This is a genomic window from Bacteroides sp. f07 (assembly GCF_042854785.1).
GTDB lineage: Bacteria > Bacteroidota > Bacteroidia > Bacteroidales > Bacteroidaceae > Bacteroides.
In genome coordinates this window covers 2,386,553-2,404,361 of sequence record NZ_BAABXI010000001.1, presented here as the reverse complement: position 1 = coordinate 2,404,361, position 17,809 = coordinate 2,386,553, and the positions used below count along the sequence as shown (strand labels likewise).

At 44.4% G+C, this 17,809-nt stretch carries 10 protein-coding genes; 5 read left to right on the top strand and 5 right to left on the bottom strand.

Annotation, left to right across the window (positions count from 1 at the left end):
* Nucleotides 1–21 precede the first annotated feature (21 nt).
* The 4 genes from ACGHVY_RS09705 to ACGHVY_RS09690 are packed head-to-tail and all read right to left on the bottom strand — an operon-like array spanning nucleotide 22 to nucleotide 8,173.
* On the bottom strand, nucleotides 22–4,422 hold the full coding sequence (locus tag ACGHVY_RS09705; protein WP_390598676.1) for a cobaltochelatase subunit CobN: 4,401 nt from the start codon (nucleotides 4,420–4,422) through the stop codon (nucleotides 22–24).
* Between the two features lie 35 nt (nucleotides 4,423–4,457).
* Nucleotides 4,458–6,602, bottom strand: coding sequence for a TonB-dependent receptor domain-containing protein (locus tag ACGHVY_RS09700; RefSeq protein ID WP_390598675.1), 2,145 nt, complete (start codon nucleotides 6,600–6,602; stop codon nucleotides 4,458–4,460).
* A 2-nt stretch (nucleotides 6,603–6,604) separates the two neighbouring features.
* Nucleotides 6,605–7,279: an HmuY family protein gene (locus ACGHVY_RS09695; RefSeq protein ID WP_308745812.1), complete on the bottom strand. Its 675-nt coding sequence runs from the start codon at nucleotides 7,277–7,279 to the stop codon at nucleotides 6,605–6,607.
* 18 nt (nucleotides 7,280–7,297) lie between these two features.
* Entirely contained in the window at nucleotides 7,298–8,173 is an 876-nt protein-coding gene (locus ACGHVY_RS09690) for a calycin-like domain-containing protein (protein ID WP_336617217.1), read from the bottom strand.
* Nucleotides 8,174–8,357: 184 nt separating this feature from the next.
* Here ACGHVY_RS09690 and ACGHVY_RS09685 point away from each other — a divergent pair, with 184 nt between their 5' ends.
* The 3 genes from ACGHVY_RS09685 (at nucleotide 8,358) to ACGHVY_RS09675 (ending at nucleotide 12,790) form a co-directional block, all read left to right on the top strand.
* Nucleotides 8,358–9,956, top strand: coding sequence for a TrkA C-terminal domain-containing protein (locus ACGHVY_RS09685; RefSeq protein WP_308745804.1), 1,599 nt, complete (start codon nucleotides 8,358–8,360; stop codon nucleotides 9,954–9,956).
* Nucleotides 9,957–10,002: 46 nt separating this feature from the next.
* Nucleotides 10,003–10,383 (top strand): hypothetical protein, encoded by a 381-nt coding sequence (locus ACGHVY_RS09680; RefSeq protein WP_308745803.1) that lies wholly within the window; start codon nucleotides 10,003–10,005, stop codon nucleotides 10,381–10,383.
* 85 nt (nucleotides 10,384–10,468) lie between these two features.
* Entirely contained in the window at nucleotides 10,469–12,790 is a 2,322-nt protein-coding gene (locus ACGHVY_RS09675; RefSeq protein ID WP_390598673.1) for a TonB-dependent receptor domain-containing protein, read from the top strand.
* Nucleotides 12,791–12,929: 139 nt separating this feature from the next.
* Here the strand turns inward: ACGHVY_RS09675 and ACGHVY_RS09670 are convergent, their stop codons facing one another.
* Nucleotides 12,930–13,844: a cation diffusion facilitator family transporter gene (locus ACGHVY_RS09670; protein WP_390598672.1), complete on the bottom strand. Its 915-nt coding sequence runs from the start codon at nucleotides 13,842–13,844 to the stop codon at nucleotides 12,930–12,932.
* A gap of 284 nt (nucleotides 13,845–14,128) precedes the next feature.
* Between ACGHVY_RS09670 and ACGHVY_RS09665 the strand changes: the two genes are divergently transcribed.
* Together ACGHVY_RS09665 and ACGHVY_RS09660 are read left to right on the top strand one after the other, a co-directional pair.
* Nucleotides 14,129–15,292 carry an IS4 family transposase gene (locus ACGHVY_RS09665; protein ID WP_002561845.1) on the top strand — a complete coding sequence of 388 codons (1,164 nt, stop codon included), beginning with the start codon at nucleotides 14,129–14,131 and terminating at the stop codon, nucleotides 15,290–15,292.
* 70 nt (nucleotides 15,293–15,362) lie between these two features.
* On the top strand, nucleotides 15,363–17,669 hold the full coding sequence (locus tag ACGHVY_RS09660; RefSeq protein WP_390598670.1) for a family 20 glycosylhydrolase: 2,307 nt from the start codon (nucleotides 15,363–15,365) through the stop codon (nucleotides 17,667–17,669).
* Nucleotides 17,670–17,809 lie beyond the last annotated feature (140 nt).

The window sequence follows — 17,809 nt, the reverse complement described above, 5'->3', positions numbered from 1 at the left end:
TCTAAATTACCGGTTCCTGATTTACACCTGACTGTTTTTGCGGCGCTTGCGCACAAAGAGTATCAGAGCGAGTATGACGATGATAACAGCGATGCCTACGGCTACATTGCTCAATGTATTTGTCTGCTGTTCCGCAGCCTGGTTCATCTCTTCTTTTTTCATCACCACTCCTTTATCTTCTCCGTTTGTCTTGGCTTCACGGATTTTAGAAATGTTCTCTTTATACTGTGCGGCTGTTTGCGCGTTGGATTTTGAAGTGATAAAATCGCGCAGCTTCGCATTGTCGCAAACAAATCCCGAACAGGACGGACGATAGGTGTTTACTATTTCCGTGTGCAGTTTGCTCAGCTCTGCTACTTGTTCCTCGCTTGCTTTCCACAATCCTTTGCGGACGCTTTCCAGCATGACGGCTGTCATTTCTTCCAGGGCGGCAGGGTTCTGCTGTTCGAAGTATTTCTTTACTCCTAGGTTGAGCTCATCCTTTACATATACATTATAGATATTATCCCAAAGCTCTTTGTCGATAGCAGCAGGTTTCATCACATTCCATCCATAGGTATTTGTGATAACTTCCGCAAATTCACTGGCTGAGGAAGCTCCGCCTTTCATCTTTTCTTTAATATAGGCGGGATTCAGGATTGTTGTACGGCTTTCCACTCCGACAGCCTCTTTAAGCTCCTGCATCTTCATATTGTTGCGGTTGCGATAATCACTGAGATAAGCATCCGGGTCTTTGCCGGTCACATTGCGCACGGCAAGGTTCATTCCACCCATAAACTCATAAACGTGGTCGAGGCTTAACGCTCCCCATGTATTGCTTTGACGGGGCTGTACCACCACATCTGTACGGGTTAACGCAGCTTCGAAAGCAAATTTCTGAAAGACTTCCCAATTCTTCTCATTGCCATAGTAAGCTCCCATATTGTTGAGATAAGTTGCGGCAATTTCCGATTCGTTCTCCCAGCGGTCACCGGCTTCCACCATTTCCTGAATACCCGAACCATACGAACCGTTGGCTCCGCCGAATACACGGAATGTAGATATTTCGCGGGCATCTTTCGGGCTTAATCCTTTTTCCGTCAATACACGTTCGGCCTCTGTCACGCTGGCTGCTACTTGATTCTCATACGTGTCGTCTTTGGCAGCGGCAGCCATTTCCACTGCCCGGTTGATTAGGAACAGGCGGGAAGCGGCAAGGTCGCGGAGTTGTCCGGAAGTCTGCACTACTACATCAATACGCGGGCGTCCCAACTCTGCGGAAGGAATCAACTTCAAGTCACTGACACGACCGAAAGCATCACGTACAGGCTCTACGCCCAACATATAAAGAACTTGCGCGATAGTAGCACCCCCGGTTTCGATAAATTCGGATGACCATAAAGTATAGCTCACCTTGCGTGGTATGGAATCGTTGTGACGTTGTTTATACGTTTCAATCGTTTGTTTGGCAAGAGCGATACCCTTTTCCCAGGCAGACTCCGTAGGAGTTGCTTCAGCGTTGATGGCGTACATATTACGTCCCGTAGGCAATGCGTTCGGATTCGCTATCGGGTCACCGCCCGGAGTAGGGGCGGTGTAGCCGCCGTCCAAGGCATTTATCAGGCTGCCAAGTTCTTTTTCAGGGCTTGTCAGAAGGGCGCTCTTATAGTTATTCACATTCTTGATGGTGCGTTCTACTTCGCTCACAGCTAATGCGAATTCTACTTCTTCCTTATTATATTCTTTCGGAGCTTGTCCCATAGCGGCCATCATGGCTGTCATCCCTTGTGGCTTTTCCTTTTTTTCTGTTGCAGTTTCCGGTTTGCCTGAAGTGTTAGCGGCTTCCGCTTTCTCTTTGTTCGCCTTCATTCCGGCTTCCATCTTTTTCAGAGCTTCAGGACTTGCCCCCATTGATTTAGCCATTTCCATGGCTTTCTTCGGGTCCATGTCAGCTCCCATTTTCTTCATGGCTTCTTTCATTCCTTCGGGCATTTTGCCATGAGGAGATTTTCCTTTTCCTGCCATAGCAGGATGACCGTTGCCGGCATTTCCTTTTTCTGCATTATCTTTTTTGGCTGCCGCAGCCATCATCATGGCCATCATGCCTTTCGGGGCGTTGCGGTCGGCTTCTATCTGACGTGCTTTTGCCAGTTCCTGCGGTGTGATTCCTGCGGTGCGGCAAATCAGTTCATCCGTAGCTAATGCAGGATTAGCCATCAGCTTTTCCACCAATGAACGGGCAGGAGACAGATATTGTTGTGTAAAGAGACTGCGGTGCTTGCTGACGGCATCCGTAGCTTTGCCGCGTTGCTTGTCAAGCGCCAAAAGACTGTAAGCGATAGGCTCTGTCGCCATTGCATAGACGGACGAAGTAATCCGTTCCGGTTCGTAAGGAACTCCCATGGTATAGAGCTGTCCTGTGATTTTCTCCGTAGCGAGCTCTTCGGCAAAGTTCTCTACGCGGGCGATTTCGTCTTCCGAATAAGGTTTGCCGGCAATGCTGTCCAAACCCAAGTCACGATGGATACCCATCTTCACAGTCAGCGTCTTTACAGCCAGGGATTCCTGGTCTTTATTCTCCTTCTGGGAGTTATTATAGATTTTAATCTTCTCCATCAACTCCCGGTAGATGCCGCGTACGCTGCTTTCGAGGAAAGGCGGAGTGAGGTAAGATTGCAACGTCGCATAAGAACGGCGTTTAGCCATCATGCCTTCTCCTACATTACCGATAGAGTAGATATAAAAATGAGGTACCGCACCTACCAAACGGTCGGGCCAGTCATTGCTGCACAATGCCACTTGTTTTCTTGGAGTGAATTCAAGGCTGCCATGCGTACCGAAATGGATAAGAGCGTCGGCTTTGAAGCCGTGTTGCATCCACAGGTATGAAGCGATATAGGTGTGTGGCGGAGCCATGTCCGTGCCATGCACTACCTGGAAAGAGTTATCACCACTTCCGGCAGCATTCTGCGGCAGTAAGACGACATTTCCGAATTGCAGGCGGGCAATCCCCAGTTTGCCGTCGGGAGTCACCATATAATTTCCGGGGAACTCACCGAAAGCATCCACTACTTCTTTGTATTTCTCTGGGCGGAGCGATTCTTTCACCCAGTTTTCGTATTGCTCTTTGGTTATCAGCTCGGGGTGTCCGTTCTGCATGAAATCGTTGAATGCTCCTTCTGCATAAGTATTGAATACGGCTCCTTGCGCCTGTATCATTCTGCCTAGTTCTTCGGCATTGGCTGGCAGGTCGGATACGTTGTATCCTTCCTGTTTCATACGAACCAGAAGATTGTAAAGTGAAGGAACCACTTCCATTCCGGCAGCGGTCAATGCGTTCTGTCCCGGTCCTTTATAATAATAGATAGCCACCTTTTTCTCATTGTTCGCCTTTGTTTTCAGATTCAGGTAATTGTTTATCGTAGATACAAAAGTCTTTAAACGTTCGGGGACGGCGTAGGAATGGCGCAATCCTTCTTCGTCCTCGTATTGTGCAAATAACGCAAAGGGGCGAACCGCTCCGTCGATTTCAGGGGTTACGATGCTCTGTGACATGAATCCGCCTGCCATTCCCATCGGGTCTTTTTCCCATTCATCTACAAGGCTGTTGATGGTGAGCGGGGCAAATAGCAGGATATTTTTTTCTTTCAGGTAATCCACCATTTTATCGCCCATACGTCCATGTGCCATGTTGATGATAGCATCCGGTTCAATTTTGTAGATGAAAGACATAAACCTTGTCATTGACTGCACGGGATAAACATTGTACCCTTCTTTTTCGAGTGCTTTAATCAGTCCGGTGGCATCCGCCATTTGTCCGGTAATCATAATTTTCTTTGCCCCCTCTTTATAAAGATTGTTCTCTTTCGTGAATTTCTCGTAGTCAGCGACGGTGAGGAATTCCAGTTCATCGTCTGGGTTCGTAAGTCCGGCATGATACAGCATGTCGGACGGTCTTTCTGCCGGGTCTTCCACTTCCGGTACGGAAGAGGCTTTGCCGTCAATCACCTTGCGGATATAGTTCAGCATATTCCGGTAGTTGGTTTTTCCGCCGTTCGACAGATAGCCGCGTATCAGATTCTGTTGCACACTGTCAAGATTACAAATATTGTTGGCAGGATTTGTTGCCATGGAAGTATATACGGGCACGCCTTTGTCCGCTGCCTGCTGTATTTGCTGACGTTGCTCCTCGACAATACGCAAGCCCATGCCGTTGACAAATACCATGTCATAACCCGTCAGGCGGTCCAGATTGTCGAGAGACACTTCACTGAGTTTGATAGATGAGTTATCGTTGGCTTTCGATATGCTTCCCTGCTGTATGGTCTGGAAGTTGACGAAAGCAATCTTTGTGGCGCTGAACCAGGCGTTCCAGATAGATATGCCTATCAGGACGGCTGCGACAATACACACGCCTAAGATGATTTTACTTTTCTTTTTCATTTTATTTTTAGCTTTGTATGTAGTTTTATTTTTTCTTATTTGAAGAACCGGTCTACGTCTAATGTCAGTCCGATAGAAATATTAGTTCCCAGGGTATAGGGAGAATTTGCATCATAATAGCTGGGGATATAATTGAATATATTGTTGACAGCCATATTGAGACTGATTCCTTTCCAGATACCTTGTGTTAAAGTTAAGTTCCACATTGTGTAGCCGGGATAACTTACTCCGGTAGTTCCTTCATCCGGGTTGTTTCCGACATATTTATTTGTTTCCACCTTGGATAAGGCGCGACCGTTCAACGAGAGGTTGAATTGGTAGTTATTCCACGATTTGCCATATTCGATACGTGCTGTCGCAGAATGTGGGCGAGTGCTGGAGAACTTCATTTGGCCATCACGCATAAACTCGTGGACGTATCCGTAAGAAACGCGCACTCCCAATCCGCAGGGATATTTGGCGGAAGCATTGATATCTACACCGGCGATGTCCACTTTCTCCGTATTGATATATAGTTGTGCCCATCTTCCGTCCGTATCACGAAAAGAAGTCAGGTCAATCCGGTCATTGACCAGATTGTAGTATCCTGATACGGTGAAGTTGTAACGGCTTTTGGTATATTCGGCAGAGAGCGAGAAGTTATGGCTCGTTTCCGATTGCAGGTCGGGATTACCGTAAATCATCATAGCGTTCGCCATATCGAAATTCATGTACATTTCTTTGAGTGTAGGAGAGCGGAAGCCCTGTGAGTACGAACCACGGAGCGAGCAATTGGCTATTTTATACATTAATCCGATATGCGGTGAGACGTGGCGCACACTGGATTGTGAGAAGTAGTCAAAGCGTACACCGCTAATCACGTTGAAATGTTCAGTCGGGTTCCAGTCGAATTGACCGAATGCATCTGCCGAGTGCATCGTATGGCTTCCGTTATCCGTGAATTGATACGACAACAGATAGTCGCGCATATAATCTCCGCCTACGGTCAGGATATTCTTGTCATTGAATGTATAATTGTAAAGTGCCCGTACACTATGTTGTACGTTGCTATAATCACGTATATCATATTTATATGAAGTCAGATAGTCGCTTTTATCGTATTGGTCGAATGTGTAGGCAACTTCCAGGTTACTCATGACATTGAAGTCATAGTTGGCTTTCAGCCCGCCGTTGAAATCACGATAACGGTCCTTGCTATCACCTGTCTTGTCCCGTTCGCGGAAATAATATCCACCGCGGGCCGTCAGTTTGAGTTGGTCGGACGGTTTGTACACAAGACGTTCTTTTACGTTCCATGTACGGTTGCCGAAGATAGTCGTGACATCTCCTTCCGGCACGTCGTAAGAGTCGGATACCGTATGCTGTACATTCGTCTGGCTATTGAACTTTCCGGCTTTGAAGCTGAAAGTTCCGCCATATCGCTGGTCGTTATGTTCCCCGAAGCGGCTGTTTAAGTTTAGGTTCCATGCATCTTCGGATTCACGGGTAATAATATTAATTACTCCACCCACTGCGCTTGAACCATACAGGGTAGATGCCGCTCCTTTGACGATTTCCACCCGTTCCACGTTGTCGAGGTTCAGTCGGTTGTAGTCGACGTTATTTAGAGTTTCACCTGCCAGCCGTTCGCCATCTACAAGGAAGAGTACTGAATTGCCGCCAAATCCCTGCATATTGATAGAAACCTGCTGGTCCATTGAATAAGAAAATTCAATTCCCGGCAGTTCGGACTGTAATAATTGTCCTACATTGGTTGCGTCTACTTTCTTGATATCATCTGCCGTGATTACGCGGGTGATGATAGGAGCGTCTTTCAGCAGTTTGGGGGTACGTGTACCTGTCACTACTACGGTTCCCAAGTCAAACTGGTCTTCCGATAAACAGAAGTTTAATTTTTTTTCCCGTCCTACGATTAGTCTTTTTTCCTGAGTTTGATAACCCACGTAAGAAGCCGTGATAAGATATGTACCTGTTTCGGGTAATCGGAGAGTGTATGAACCGTCAGCGGTTGTGATGGTTCCGGTTCCTTTTCCTTTGATAGAAATCGTAGCACCGGGAAGTGGGTCCCCGGTTGTATCTGTTACACGTCCGCTGATGTGATAAGTTGATTGTTGTGCGAATGTGGCACAAGTTGCTATAAAGGAAAAAAACAGTGCTGATATAATAAATATAGGTTTCATTCTTAGTTATTGGTTTCGTTGTTGTCGTCGAAATCAAGCGGATATGAGAAATCAAAATCAATATATCCTTTTATACCTCTGGCATTCATGTAGTTGGTGAAACGGATAGCTGCGTATGTATTGTCTTTCATGCGTATCAGAAAGACCTGGTTCGACATGGTGTACACAGGTGGCATTGTAGAGGTGTTCACATCCAGCCAACCGGATAAAACAGCATTACGGTAAGATTCCGTGTAAACAATGTTTCCATCCATCATGCCCGACATGTCAATAGCTATTTTATCAGTCGTCCATTCATCTTTTACAAAGTCTTTTTCATCGGGGAGCTTTCCACTTGTTTTCAGGTCATCAATACTTGTGTAGCTAGTCTGGCAGGCAGCGCCACCGTTGGTCTTTATATCATAACGGTGAATTGCAAAATCCCAATCCTCGGGAATTTGGCTTTCGTATTCTTCCCCGATCGGTACGGTCGTTACCTTGCGGTTGGATAGCTCAATGTATGCCCATTCTGTATATTCAACAGTCTTGACTTGCGAGAAACTGTTTTCTTTGATTTCCATCTCAGTTTCGATGGGGGCGTCATAAATATTTTCAAATATTCCATTACAAGCTGAGAGCGACATAGCCGCTCCCAGCATTATTGTATATTTGAAAATAGCGTTACTGCTTCTTCTCATTTCTTTCATTTGGATTGTTTATTCTGCACTTGCTGTATTGCTTCCTGTAAAGACTGCGGAAATAGCCATTGGCATACTGCCTGGTTTGAAGTCAGTGTTGATGGTAGCTGTACCGTCTGCTGCGACTGTACCGCTCAGGCTTTCTCCTGTGATAGCTTTTCCTGTGCTGTCGGTAGATTCATATTCTCCCAAGCTAAGTGAATAGGTTCCGTTTGCTCCGGCTGTTACATTTACTCCGTTGATGGTGAAATCACCTAAACTCATGTTACCGCCACCGCCTGTCAAATTAGCGAAGCCACTTAGAGTAATGTCTGCCGTTGTATCCGATGCACGTTTGATAACAGCCTTGCAGTCATTGGTCGAACCGTAGGATGAACCCATAACACTGATAGATAATGAACTGTTATACTGATAGGTGGCGGCTATATTATAAGTTATCGGGGTTTCTCCCTGCATGAATATTATTTCCATCTTTCCCATCGGTGCCGGAATGTCTACATTAGCCTTCAAGGTTAATACGTTAGACTCATTTACACTACCTTCTAATGTGTAATCGTAGCTACTACCCGTGCCACCACCCATAGACATCGCAACTTCGCCCGAACCACTGAATGATTTGGAAGATAATTTCAGATTATTCAGGGTGAAATCTCCTGAACCGGATTTATATACCAAATTGATGGTACCGTTTTCGTTGGCGGTAATTGTTACGGTAGATTGATTGCCCAATAAATAATCAGAGAACATATTACATTCACCGACTGAATATCCATTGTAAATGCCGGCAATTTCTTTTGCGAGATTTGTATCATCGTTGTCGTCACTACAGGAAACAAATGTTGTTGAGAATGATAGTGCCATAATGGCGACCATCCAAAAGTTTAAGATTTTCATACTTAATTTTGATAGATAATGATTAATTAAATTTCCGGTGGCAAAGTTACAGGGAAGTGTAAAGTGATAAAATACCCAAAAGAAATGAAAAAGAGTTGGAGCATTAATCATATGTAGGTATGTTGTGCGGATTGAAATAAAATCCGTACCTTTGCGCCCTTAAAACTAACTAACCTTTATTTTTATGTTTATTGACTTGTTGCATTCCTCTTATTTCTCCCTTTTCCTGATTGTCGCATTGGGATTTATGTTGGGAAGAATTAAAATTAAGGGGTTATCTCTTGATGTGTCGGCGGTAATCTTTATCGCGCTTCTTTTCGGGCACTTTGGTGTTATCATTCCCAAAGAACTGGGAAATTTCGGTTTGGTGCTTTTTATTTTTACCATCGGTATTCAGGCAGGGCCCGGATTTTTCGATTCTTTCCGTAGCAAGGGAAAGACGCTGATCCTTATTACCATGCTTATCATTTGTTCCGCCTGTCTCACAGCAGTAGGATTGAAGTATGCGTTTGACATCGACACACCCAGTGTGGTAGGCCTGATTGCCGGAGCACTAACCAGTACGCCGGGTTTGGCCGTCGCCATCGACAGCACACACTCACCTTTGGCTTCCATAGCTTATGGTATTGCGTACCCGTTCGGAGTTATCGGTGTGATTTTGTTTGTCAAACTGCTGCCTAAAATCATGCGGGTGGATTTGGATAAGGAAGCACGACGTCTGGAAATAGAACGCCGCGGACAATTCCCGGAACTTAGCACTTGTATTTATCGCATTACCAACGGGAATGTATTCAACCGTAGCCTGATGCAAATCAATGCACGTGCCATGACGGGGGCTGTTATTTCCCGTTTGAAGCATAAAGATGAAATATCCATTCCTACCGCTCATACAGTATTGCACGAGGGAGACTATATTCAGGCAGTAGGTAGTGAAGAATCGTTGAATCAACTAGCTCTATTAGTCGGTGATCGTGAAGAAGGAGAGCTTCCTTTGGATAAGACACAGGAAATAGAATCTTTGTTGCTCACCAAAAAAGATATGATTAACAAGCAGCTTGGAGATTTGAATTTGCAGAAGAATTTCGGTTGTACGGTAACCCGTGTTCGGCGAAGCGGTATCGACCTGTCCCCATCTCCCGATTTGGCTTTGAAATTTGGTGATAAACTGATGGTAGTCGGTGAAAAAGAAGGGATCAAAGGAGTAGCCAGACTATTGGGTAACAATGCAAAGAAACTTTCTGATACTGATTTCTTCCCGATTGCAATGGGTATTGTACTGGGAGTATTGTTCGGTAAAATAAATATCTCTTTTTCCGAAAGCCTGTCATTCTCGCCGGGATTGACCGGGGGAGTCCTGATGGTAGCCCTTGTACTGAGTGCTGTTGGTAAGACCGGGCCTGTCATCTGGTCGATGTCGGGGCCTGCCAATCAGTTGCTGCGCCAGTTAGGTCTGCTTCTTTTCCTGGCCGAAGTCGGAACTTCCGCCGGCAAGAATCTCGTAGCCACTTTTCAGGAAAGCGGATTGCTGATGTTCGGAGTAGGGGCTGCCATTACTTTGGTGCCGATGCTTATTGCAACTATTGTCGGACGCCTGGTGTTCAAGATCAGTTTGCTCGATTTATTGGGAACCATTACCGGTGGTATGACCAGTACACCCGGCTTGGCTGCCGCCGATTCGATGGTAGACAGTAATATCCCCAGCGTGGCATATGCGACCGTTTATCCGATTGCTATGGTATTCCTGATCCTGTTTATACAAGTGATAGCTTCGGCTGTATATTAACAGTACTCCGTAGAAGCATTGATTGTTAAACAAATAGTTTGTATCTTTGCCGTCCCAAAGTAAAAATGAGGTGAAACGATTGTTATTGAATATCATGCGCTGTTTCTTGCCGATACTCTTTGTGTCGTATCTGGCAAGTCTTACATTCTTTGCCCACGTGCATGTGGTCAACGGCGTGACAATCGTGCATTCACATCCGTTTAAGAAAGGGGCGGCACATCAGCATTCAACAGTCGAACTGATACATATTCATCTCCTGTCTCATTTGATGGCGGACGGTGCGGCTGTTGTATTTGCTCTTTCCCTTTTTATTCCTTTTTTATTGTGTCTGTTGCTCGGCTGTCTGCAGCATACACATTTTCGTTCTCCTTATCATGGAGTGATTGCACTCCGCGCTCCGCCCGCATTTCGTTTTTTCGCTATTTAACTGATGACATTCTGCCTTGTTCGAGGTAGGATATTATTTGCTTTTTCATGTGAATACTTAACGAAGAACGAATTACAAACGAAAAATGAAGAAATATATCTTTTCGCTTGTCTACTTGTGTTGTGCACTGTTGCCTGCTCTCGGAGGACAAGCCCATGAACATCCTAATCATCCGGAATTACGTAAATCGGATGCTAACATTATCGGTCATATCCTTGACAAAAACACGAAGGAGCATCTGCCATATATCACAGTGGCATTGAAGGGTACTACCATCGGAACCGTAACTGATGCTACCGGACATTACTTTTTGAAGAATCTTCCCGAAGGGAATTTCGTGCTCGAAGTAAGTTCTGTCGGTTATAAAACGGTAAGGCGGAATGTAACCTTGAAAAAGGGACGTACCTTGGAAGAGGATTTTGAAATAGAAGAAGACGCAGTGGCATTGGATGGCGTGGTAGTTTCTGCCAACCGTAATGAAACGACTCGTCGTTTGGCACCGACATTGGTGAATGTGGTTGATTTGAAAATCTTTGAGAATACCAACTCGACGACTTTAGCACAAGGGTTGAGTTTTCAGCCGGGAGTACGTGTAGAATCCAATTGCCAGAATTGCGGCTTTCAGCAAGTGCGTATCAACGGACTGGACGGGCCTTATACACAAATTCTGTTGGACTCTCGTCCTATTTTCAGTGCGCTTTCCGGTGTATATGGCATCGAGCAGATTCCTGCCAGTATGATAGAGCGTGTAGAAGTGATGCGTGGCGGTGGTTCGGCATTGTTCGGTTCGTCTGCTATTGCGGGTACGATCAATATCATCACCAAAGAGCCGATTCGTAATTCGGGTATGTTGTCTCATACGATTACGGGGATTGGTGACGGAGATGCTTTCGATAACAGTACGGCACTGAATGCTTCACTTGTGACGGAGGACCAGCGTGCCGGTTTATATATCTTTGGTCAGAATCGTCATCGTTCCGCATATGACCATGATGGAGACGGATACTCTGAAATCCCTAAAATACATGGACAGACCGTCGGTTTCCGTTCTTTCCTGAAGACAAGTACTTATTCAAAACTGACTTTCGAATATCACCACATGGAAGAATTCCGTAGGGGAGGAGACTTGCTGAACCGCCCGCCTCATGAAGCGAATGTAGCCGAACAAACAGAACATTCTATTAATGGCGGTGGCGTGAAATTCGATTATTTTTCACCTAATGAAAAACATCGTTTCAACGTATTCGCTTCCGCACAGCATATCAACCGCGACAGCTATTATGGCGGCGGACAAGACTTGAATGCTTATGGAAATACAACGGACTTAAACTGGATGGCAGGCTCACAGTATGTGTACAGTTTCGGTAAATGTATTTTCATGCCTTCCGACTTTACTGCCGGAGTAGAATTTAATCAGGACAAACTGGAAGATAATATGTGGGGATACAACCGCACAGTAGACCAGAAAGTAAATATCGGTAGTGCTTTCCTGCAGAATGAATGGAAGAATGAACATTGGGGATTCCTGATTGGTGGTCGTTTTGACAAGCATAATCTGATAGATCATCTCATTTTCAGCCCTCGTGCCAATCTGCGATTCAATCCGACTAAAGATATCAATCTTCGTTTAAGTTATTCTTCCGGTTTCCGTGCTCCACAGGCTTTCGATGAGGATTTGCACGTCGAGAACGTAGGGGGTAATGTGGCAATGGTTGAACTTGCTGATAACCTGAAAGAAGAAAGGTCGCAGAGTCTGAGCGTTTCTGCAGATATTTACCAGCGTTTTGGTGCATTCCAGGTAAACTTCCTCGTGGAGGGTTTTTATACCAAATTATCCGATGTCTTTGCTCTCACTGATGGAGAAGTAGTGGATGGCATTCTGACACGTACCCGTTATAATGCACCGGGGGCGCGGGTAATGGGATTTACGTTGGAAGGAAAGATGGCCTATCTGAGCAAATTCCAGATTCAAGCAGGAGTCACTTTGCAGCAAAGCCATTATAGTGAACCTCATGAATGGAATCCGGATGCGCCGGCAGTAAAGAAAATGATGCGTACACCGAATACTTATGGTTATTTCACTGCGACATATACTCCGGTCAAACCGTTGTCTATCGCTCTTTCCGGTACATATACCGGTTCAATGTTGATTCCTCACGAAGTCGTGCCTGGATTCCTTGATAAGCCGATTGCGGTAAATACGAAAGACTTTTTCGACATCGGACTGAAAGCTGCCTATGACTTCAAACTTTATAAGTCAATGAACTTGCAGGTGAACGCCGGAATACAGAATATTTTCAACGCTTATCAGAATGACTTCGATCAAGGACCCGACCGTGATTCGGGCTATATCTATGGTCCTTCGTTGCCGAGAAGCTTCTTTGCCGGGGTGAAGATTAGTTATTAATAATTATTTTTTTTCGGGTGGTGATGGGTTGCATACAACCTGTCACCATTTTTTTTAGTACTATGTATCAAGTGGTTTCAGAGAGTCGGTGTTAAATGAAAGAGAAAGGTGAGACGAAAAATATCAAGGTATAGCCGCATCAGACCATATCCTTGTCCACGCCAAATTTCTCATCCGTCTGGCATTCTCCCGCAGGTTCCACATGCACCAAAATATCATAGACATTGTCTATCGAGCTTTCGATACTTTTCTCCACCGCTCCGGCAATCTCATGTGCTTGTGTAATCGTTATATGCGGATTTACCTCTATATCGAGTGTGATTATATACCGGTTTCCTATCATTCTCGACCTGACCCGGTGTGGATTACTTGCTCCCGGTACTTTCTCGACAGCTTCGAATATCTTATTATATACATTGACATCTTTAACTCCATCCATAAGCTCCACATTTGAATCAAGAAAAATTCCGATGGACGATTTGATGATAAAGAGACTGATAATTAATCCCGTTATCGCATCGAGTATGGGTAATTTGAATATAAAAGTGAAAAGCAAGCCTAATAAGACTCCTGCCGAAATGACAACATCATTACGCATATTTATCGCATTTGCCGTCAGCATCGAACTGTCTATTTTCTTTCCCTGTTTGTATTGATACGAAGCCAGCAGCAGTTTGCCGACAATAGAGAATATAGTCACATAAATGGCGATAGCCGATGGGATTTCTTTCACTTCATCCGAAAAGATGCTTGTGACGGACGACAGTAGCATTTGCATACCGGCATAAAATATCACAAGCGACAGAATCTTGGTCGCGATGCCTTCTGCTTTCTCATAGCCGAACACATACTTTTTTGAAGGCGGACGGCTGATGACCCGTGCCGTGAAAATCATGACGATAGAGATGATTACATCCGTTGCCGAATCGATACCATCTCCAAGTACAGCCAGACTTCCGGCTAACAAACCAATAATGATTTTTGATGCAGACAGGATTGCATTGCCGATGGTGCTAATCCATGAGGTTTTGATTAAGATATTTTCTCTTGACATTTAAGCGGGTCTTTATCCTTATTTGTTGTGATAATTGGGTTCAAAGATAATCATTTATAGCAATTTGTGAATCCGGGATACAAAAAACTTTTCATTCTCTTTTAGTAGTTTACCTGTTTTAGTTGTATTATATATAGATGGCCAATTAAAAACAGGACACATTACTGTCCCGTAAAAGTGGATAAATAGTTCTTTGAAATAATTGAAATATAGTCTATTAGATACTACTTTTTAGGCGCGACGATTTGAAATCATACCTTTGAGGTCAATTAAGGTGACCTCAAATGAACCAAGATAAATATGTTTTCGCTCAGTTAGTAGAATTCTTGAACAATGATAAGTTCAGAAGACTTGTAGACAAGTATGATGGCAATCGTTATGTGAAACATTTCACTTGCTGGAGTCAGTTACTTGCAATGATGTTCGGTCAACTCAGTAATCGTGAAAGTCTTCGTGACTTGATTGTAGCTTTGGAAGCACATCAAGGAAAGCGTTATCATTTGGGATTGGGTCGTGAGCCCATTGCCAAAACTACGCTTGCATCTGCCAATCAGAATCGGGATTACAGAATCTTCGAAGATTTTGCTTTCTATATGATGAAGGAAGCATGTGAAAAACGATCGACTCACATCTTGGATATTCCAGGAAGGAAGTATGCGTTTGATTCCACTACGATTCCTTTATGTTTGGCTACATTCCCTTGGGCGAAGTTCCGTAAGAAAAAAGGTGGAGTTAAGGCTCATGTCCTTTATGACATAGAAGCACAACTTCCAGCCTTTTATACAGTAACTACAGCATCCAGGCATGATTCAACAGAAATGTCCGCAATTAATTATGAGCCAAATGCTTATTATATATTTGACAGAGCGTATGACTCGTTTAAAGAACTTTATCGGATTCATCTTACAGGTTCTTTCTTTGTAGTCAGAGCGAAGTCTAATCTGAAATGCAAGTTCTGTAAATGGAAGCGTAGAATGCCGAAGAATATCCTTTCAGATGCGGAAGTGAAACTGATAGGGTACACTTCTGAAAAGAAGTATCCTGAATCATTCAGAGTCATCCGTTTCTATGATGAAGAGGATGATCGTGAATTCACATTCCTGACGAATGCCAAACACATATCTGCACTTGATGTTGCCAATCTTTATAAGAAAAGATGGTTCGTGGAACTTTTCTTCAAATGGCTGAAACAACACCTTAAGATAAAAAGGTTCTGGGGTACTACCGAGAATGCGGTTCGAATACAGATTAGTGTTGCTATCATCACCTATTGTTTAGTAGCTATTGTCCAATATGATATGCAACTGAATCGTTCAACTTATGAGGTCTTGCAGATTCTTAGCATCTCATTAACAGATAAAACGCCTTTACAAGAGCTGTTTAATAAGACTAATTTCAATGATGTCAAAGAACAATTTAATCCCCTTATTCCGGGATTATTTGATTAATTAATAACTCGTCCCGATTTTAACGGGACACTAGTGAACAGGACAATTAATTTATTAATATAGTTAACCCATGTTCAAACAACTAAGTATCTCTCTACTGATTGTATCAGCTTGTGCGTTTTCTGCTTGCACATCTGTTGTCAAGCAAGAAGTTGCAATTTTGCCTACCCCTGTAAGTCTGACCGAGCAGTCGGGCGCTTTCGTTTTTAAAGATGAAATGAAGATTGGAGTATCCGACCAGTCACTCTTTCCGGCAGTCGGTTACTTGCAGGAGATTCTTCGAAACGTAGTATCGTCTTCTGTAGAAGTCACTGCTGATAAAAATCAGGTGGATGTCTACTTCCAATTGGAGAATACCGGCGGGAAGCCCGGTTCTTACAAGCTTCAGTCCACACCCGAATTTATTCAAGTAGAAGCTAATGACTATTCGGGTATTATTTCCGCTATTACCACTATTCGTCAGTTACTTCCCGCTGAGGTGGAAATACAGGGTGTGAAGCGGACTTACTCCATTCCTGCCGTACAGATAGAAGACTCACCTCGCTTTGAATGGCGCGGATTTATGTTGGACGCTTCCCGCCACTTTTGGAATAAAGAGGAAGTAAAACATATATTGGACTTGATGTCTTTATACAAACTGAACAAATTCCACTGGCATCTCACTGACGACCAGGGGTGGCGCATCGAGATTGAAAAATATCCGCTGCTGACTGAAAAAGGGGCATGGAGGAAATTCAATACGCACGACCGTACTTGCATGGAGCGTGCGATAGAGGAAGATAATACGGATTTTCAGATTCCTGAGGACAAGATACGCATTGTAGAGGGCGACACGTTGTATGGTGGTTATTACACACACGATGATATTAAAGAGATAGTGGCATATGCCGCACAGAGAGGGATTGATGTGATTCCTGAGATTGATATGCCGGGGCATTTTCTGGCAGCTATCAGCCAGTATCCTGATTTAGCTTGCGACGGACTGATTGGGTGGGGAGAGATATTCTCTTCTCCCATCTGTCCGGGTAAAGATGAGACTTTGGAGTTCTGCCGGAATGTCTTCAAGGAAGTCTTCGAACTTTTTCCTTATCAGTATGTACATATGGGTGGAGACGAAGTGGAAAAGAATAATTGGAAGAAATGTCCTCGTTGCCAGAAACGTATCCGCACAGAGAAATTGGGTTCGGTGGAAGAACTTCAAGCATGGTTCGTACGTGATATGGAAAAATTCTTCCATGCCAATGGAAAGAAACTCGTAGGCTGGGATGAAGTGGTGAAGGACGGATTATCTTCGGACGCTGCCATTACATGGTGGAGAAGTTGGGCGAAGGATGCACTGCCTACGGCAACAACGCAACAACAAAAAGTGATTGCCTGCCCGAACGAATATTTCTACTTCGACTATGCTCAAGACCAGAATTCGGTTAAGAAAATACTGGCATTCGACCCATATGCGGATGACAGACTGTCACCGGAACAGAAAGAATATATCTGGGGTGTACAGGCCAATCTTTGGGCGGAATGGGTTCCGACGATGAAGCGCGTTGAATACTTGATTGTTCCCCGTATGATGGCATTGAGCGAAATAGCCTGGGCAGAGCCGGCAGCCAAACCGGGACTAGAAGAATTCTACTGTCAGCTTGTTCCGCAATTCAAACGTATGGATGTGATGGGAGTAAATTACCGTATCCCCGATTTGCAGGGATTTTATAAGGTGAACGCATTTATTGATGATGCTACGGTGAATTTGACTTGTCCGTTGCCGGACACTGAAATCCGCTATACAACGGATGGAAGTATGCCTACCAGGAAATCGTCTCTTTATGACGGTGCCCTGAAAGTAAAGGAAACAACGGATTTTACTTTCCGTACTTTCCGCAAGGACGGTTCTCCTTCGGACGTGGTACGTACAAAATATATCAAAGCCCCTTATGCGGAAGCAGCAACAACACCGGCTTCTTTACAACCCGGACTGAAAGCTGTATGGCACGACTTCCGCGGAAATCTCTGTGCGGATATTGACGCGGCTCCTGTAAAAGGAGAGTACATTGTAGAATCCGTATCTATTCCCGAAGAAGTGAAGGGAGACATCGGACTGGTGCTGACCGGCTATCTCGAAGTTCCTGCCGACGGCATTTATACATTTGCTCTTCTCTCGGACGACGGTAGCACATTGAAGCTCGATGGCGAGTTGCTAGGAGATAACGATGGTGCACATTCTCCGGTAGAGATTATCGTGCAGAAAGCATTGAAGGCCGGATTGCATCCGATGGAAGTACGTTACTTCGATTGCAATGGCGGTGTGCTGCAAATGGAATTGGTAAACGATAAAGGTGAAAAGACGGTTCTTCCGAAAGAATGGTTGAAACATGAATAAAAATGTTCTCTAATAATCAGTTATCATTAGAATTGTAATATTAGGTCAAGTTTAGGTTAGGTCAGGAGCGGGTGAAAGTAGTGATACTTTTATCCGCTTTGCCTCTTTTAGAATATGTCATCTTATAGATTCAGTAACTA

What these genes read in the sequence shown, in the direction of transcription:
- ACGHVY_RS09705 (WP_390598676.1), bottom strand. Translation starts at nt 4,422, where the DNA reads ATGAAAAAGAAAAGTAAAATCATCTTAGGCGTGTGTATTGTCGCAGCC.
- ACGHVY_RS09700 (WP_390598675.1), bottom strand. Translation starts at nt 6,602, where the DNA reads ATGAAACCTATATTTATTATATCAGCACTGTTTTTTTCCTTTATAGCA.
- ACGHVY_RS09695 (WP_308745812.1), bottom strand. Translation starts at nt 7,279, where the DNA reads ATGAGAAGAAGCAGTAACGCTATTTTCAAATATACAATAATGCTGGGA.
- ACGHVY_RS09690 (WP_336617217.1), bottom strand. Translation starts at nt 8,173, where the DNA reads ATGAAAATCTTAAACTTTTGGATGGTCGCCATTATGGCACTATCATTC.
- ACGHVY_RS09685 (WP_308745804.1), top strand. Translation starts at nt 8,358, where the DNA reads ATGTTTATTGACTTGTTGCATTCCTCTTATTTCTCCCTTTTCCTGATT.
- ACGHVY_RS09675 (WP_390598673.1), top strand. Translation starts at nt 10,469, where the DNA reads ATGAAGAAATATATCTTTTCGCTTGTCTACTTGTGTTGTGCACTGTTG.
- ACGHVY_RS09670 (WP_390598672.1), bottom strand. Translation starts at nt 13,844, where the DNA reads ATGTCAAGAGAAAATATCTTAATCAAAACCTCATGGATTAGCACCATC.
- ACGHVY_RS09665 (WP_002561845.1), top strand. Translation starts at nt 14,129, where the DNA reads ATGAACCAAGATAAATATGTTTTCGCTCAGTTAGTAGAATTCTTGAAC.
- ACGHVY_RS09660 (WP_390598670.1), top strand. Translation starts at nt 15,363, where the DNA reads ATGTTCAAACAACTAAGTATCTCTCTACTGATTGTATCAGCTTGTGCG.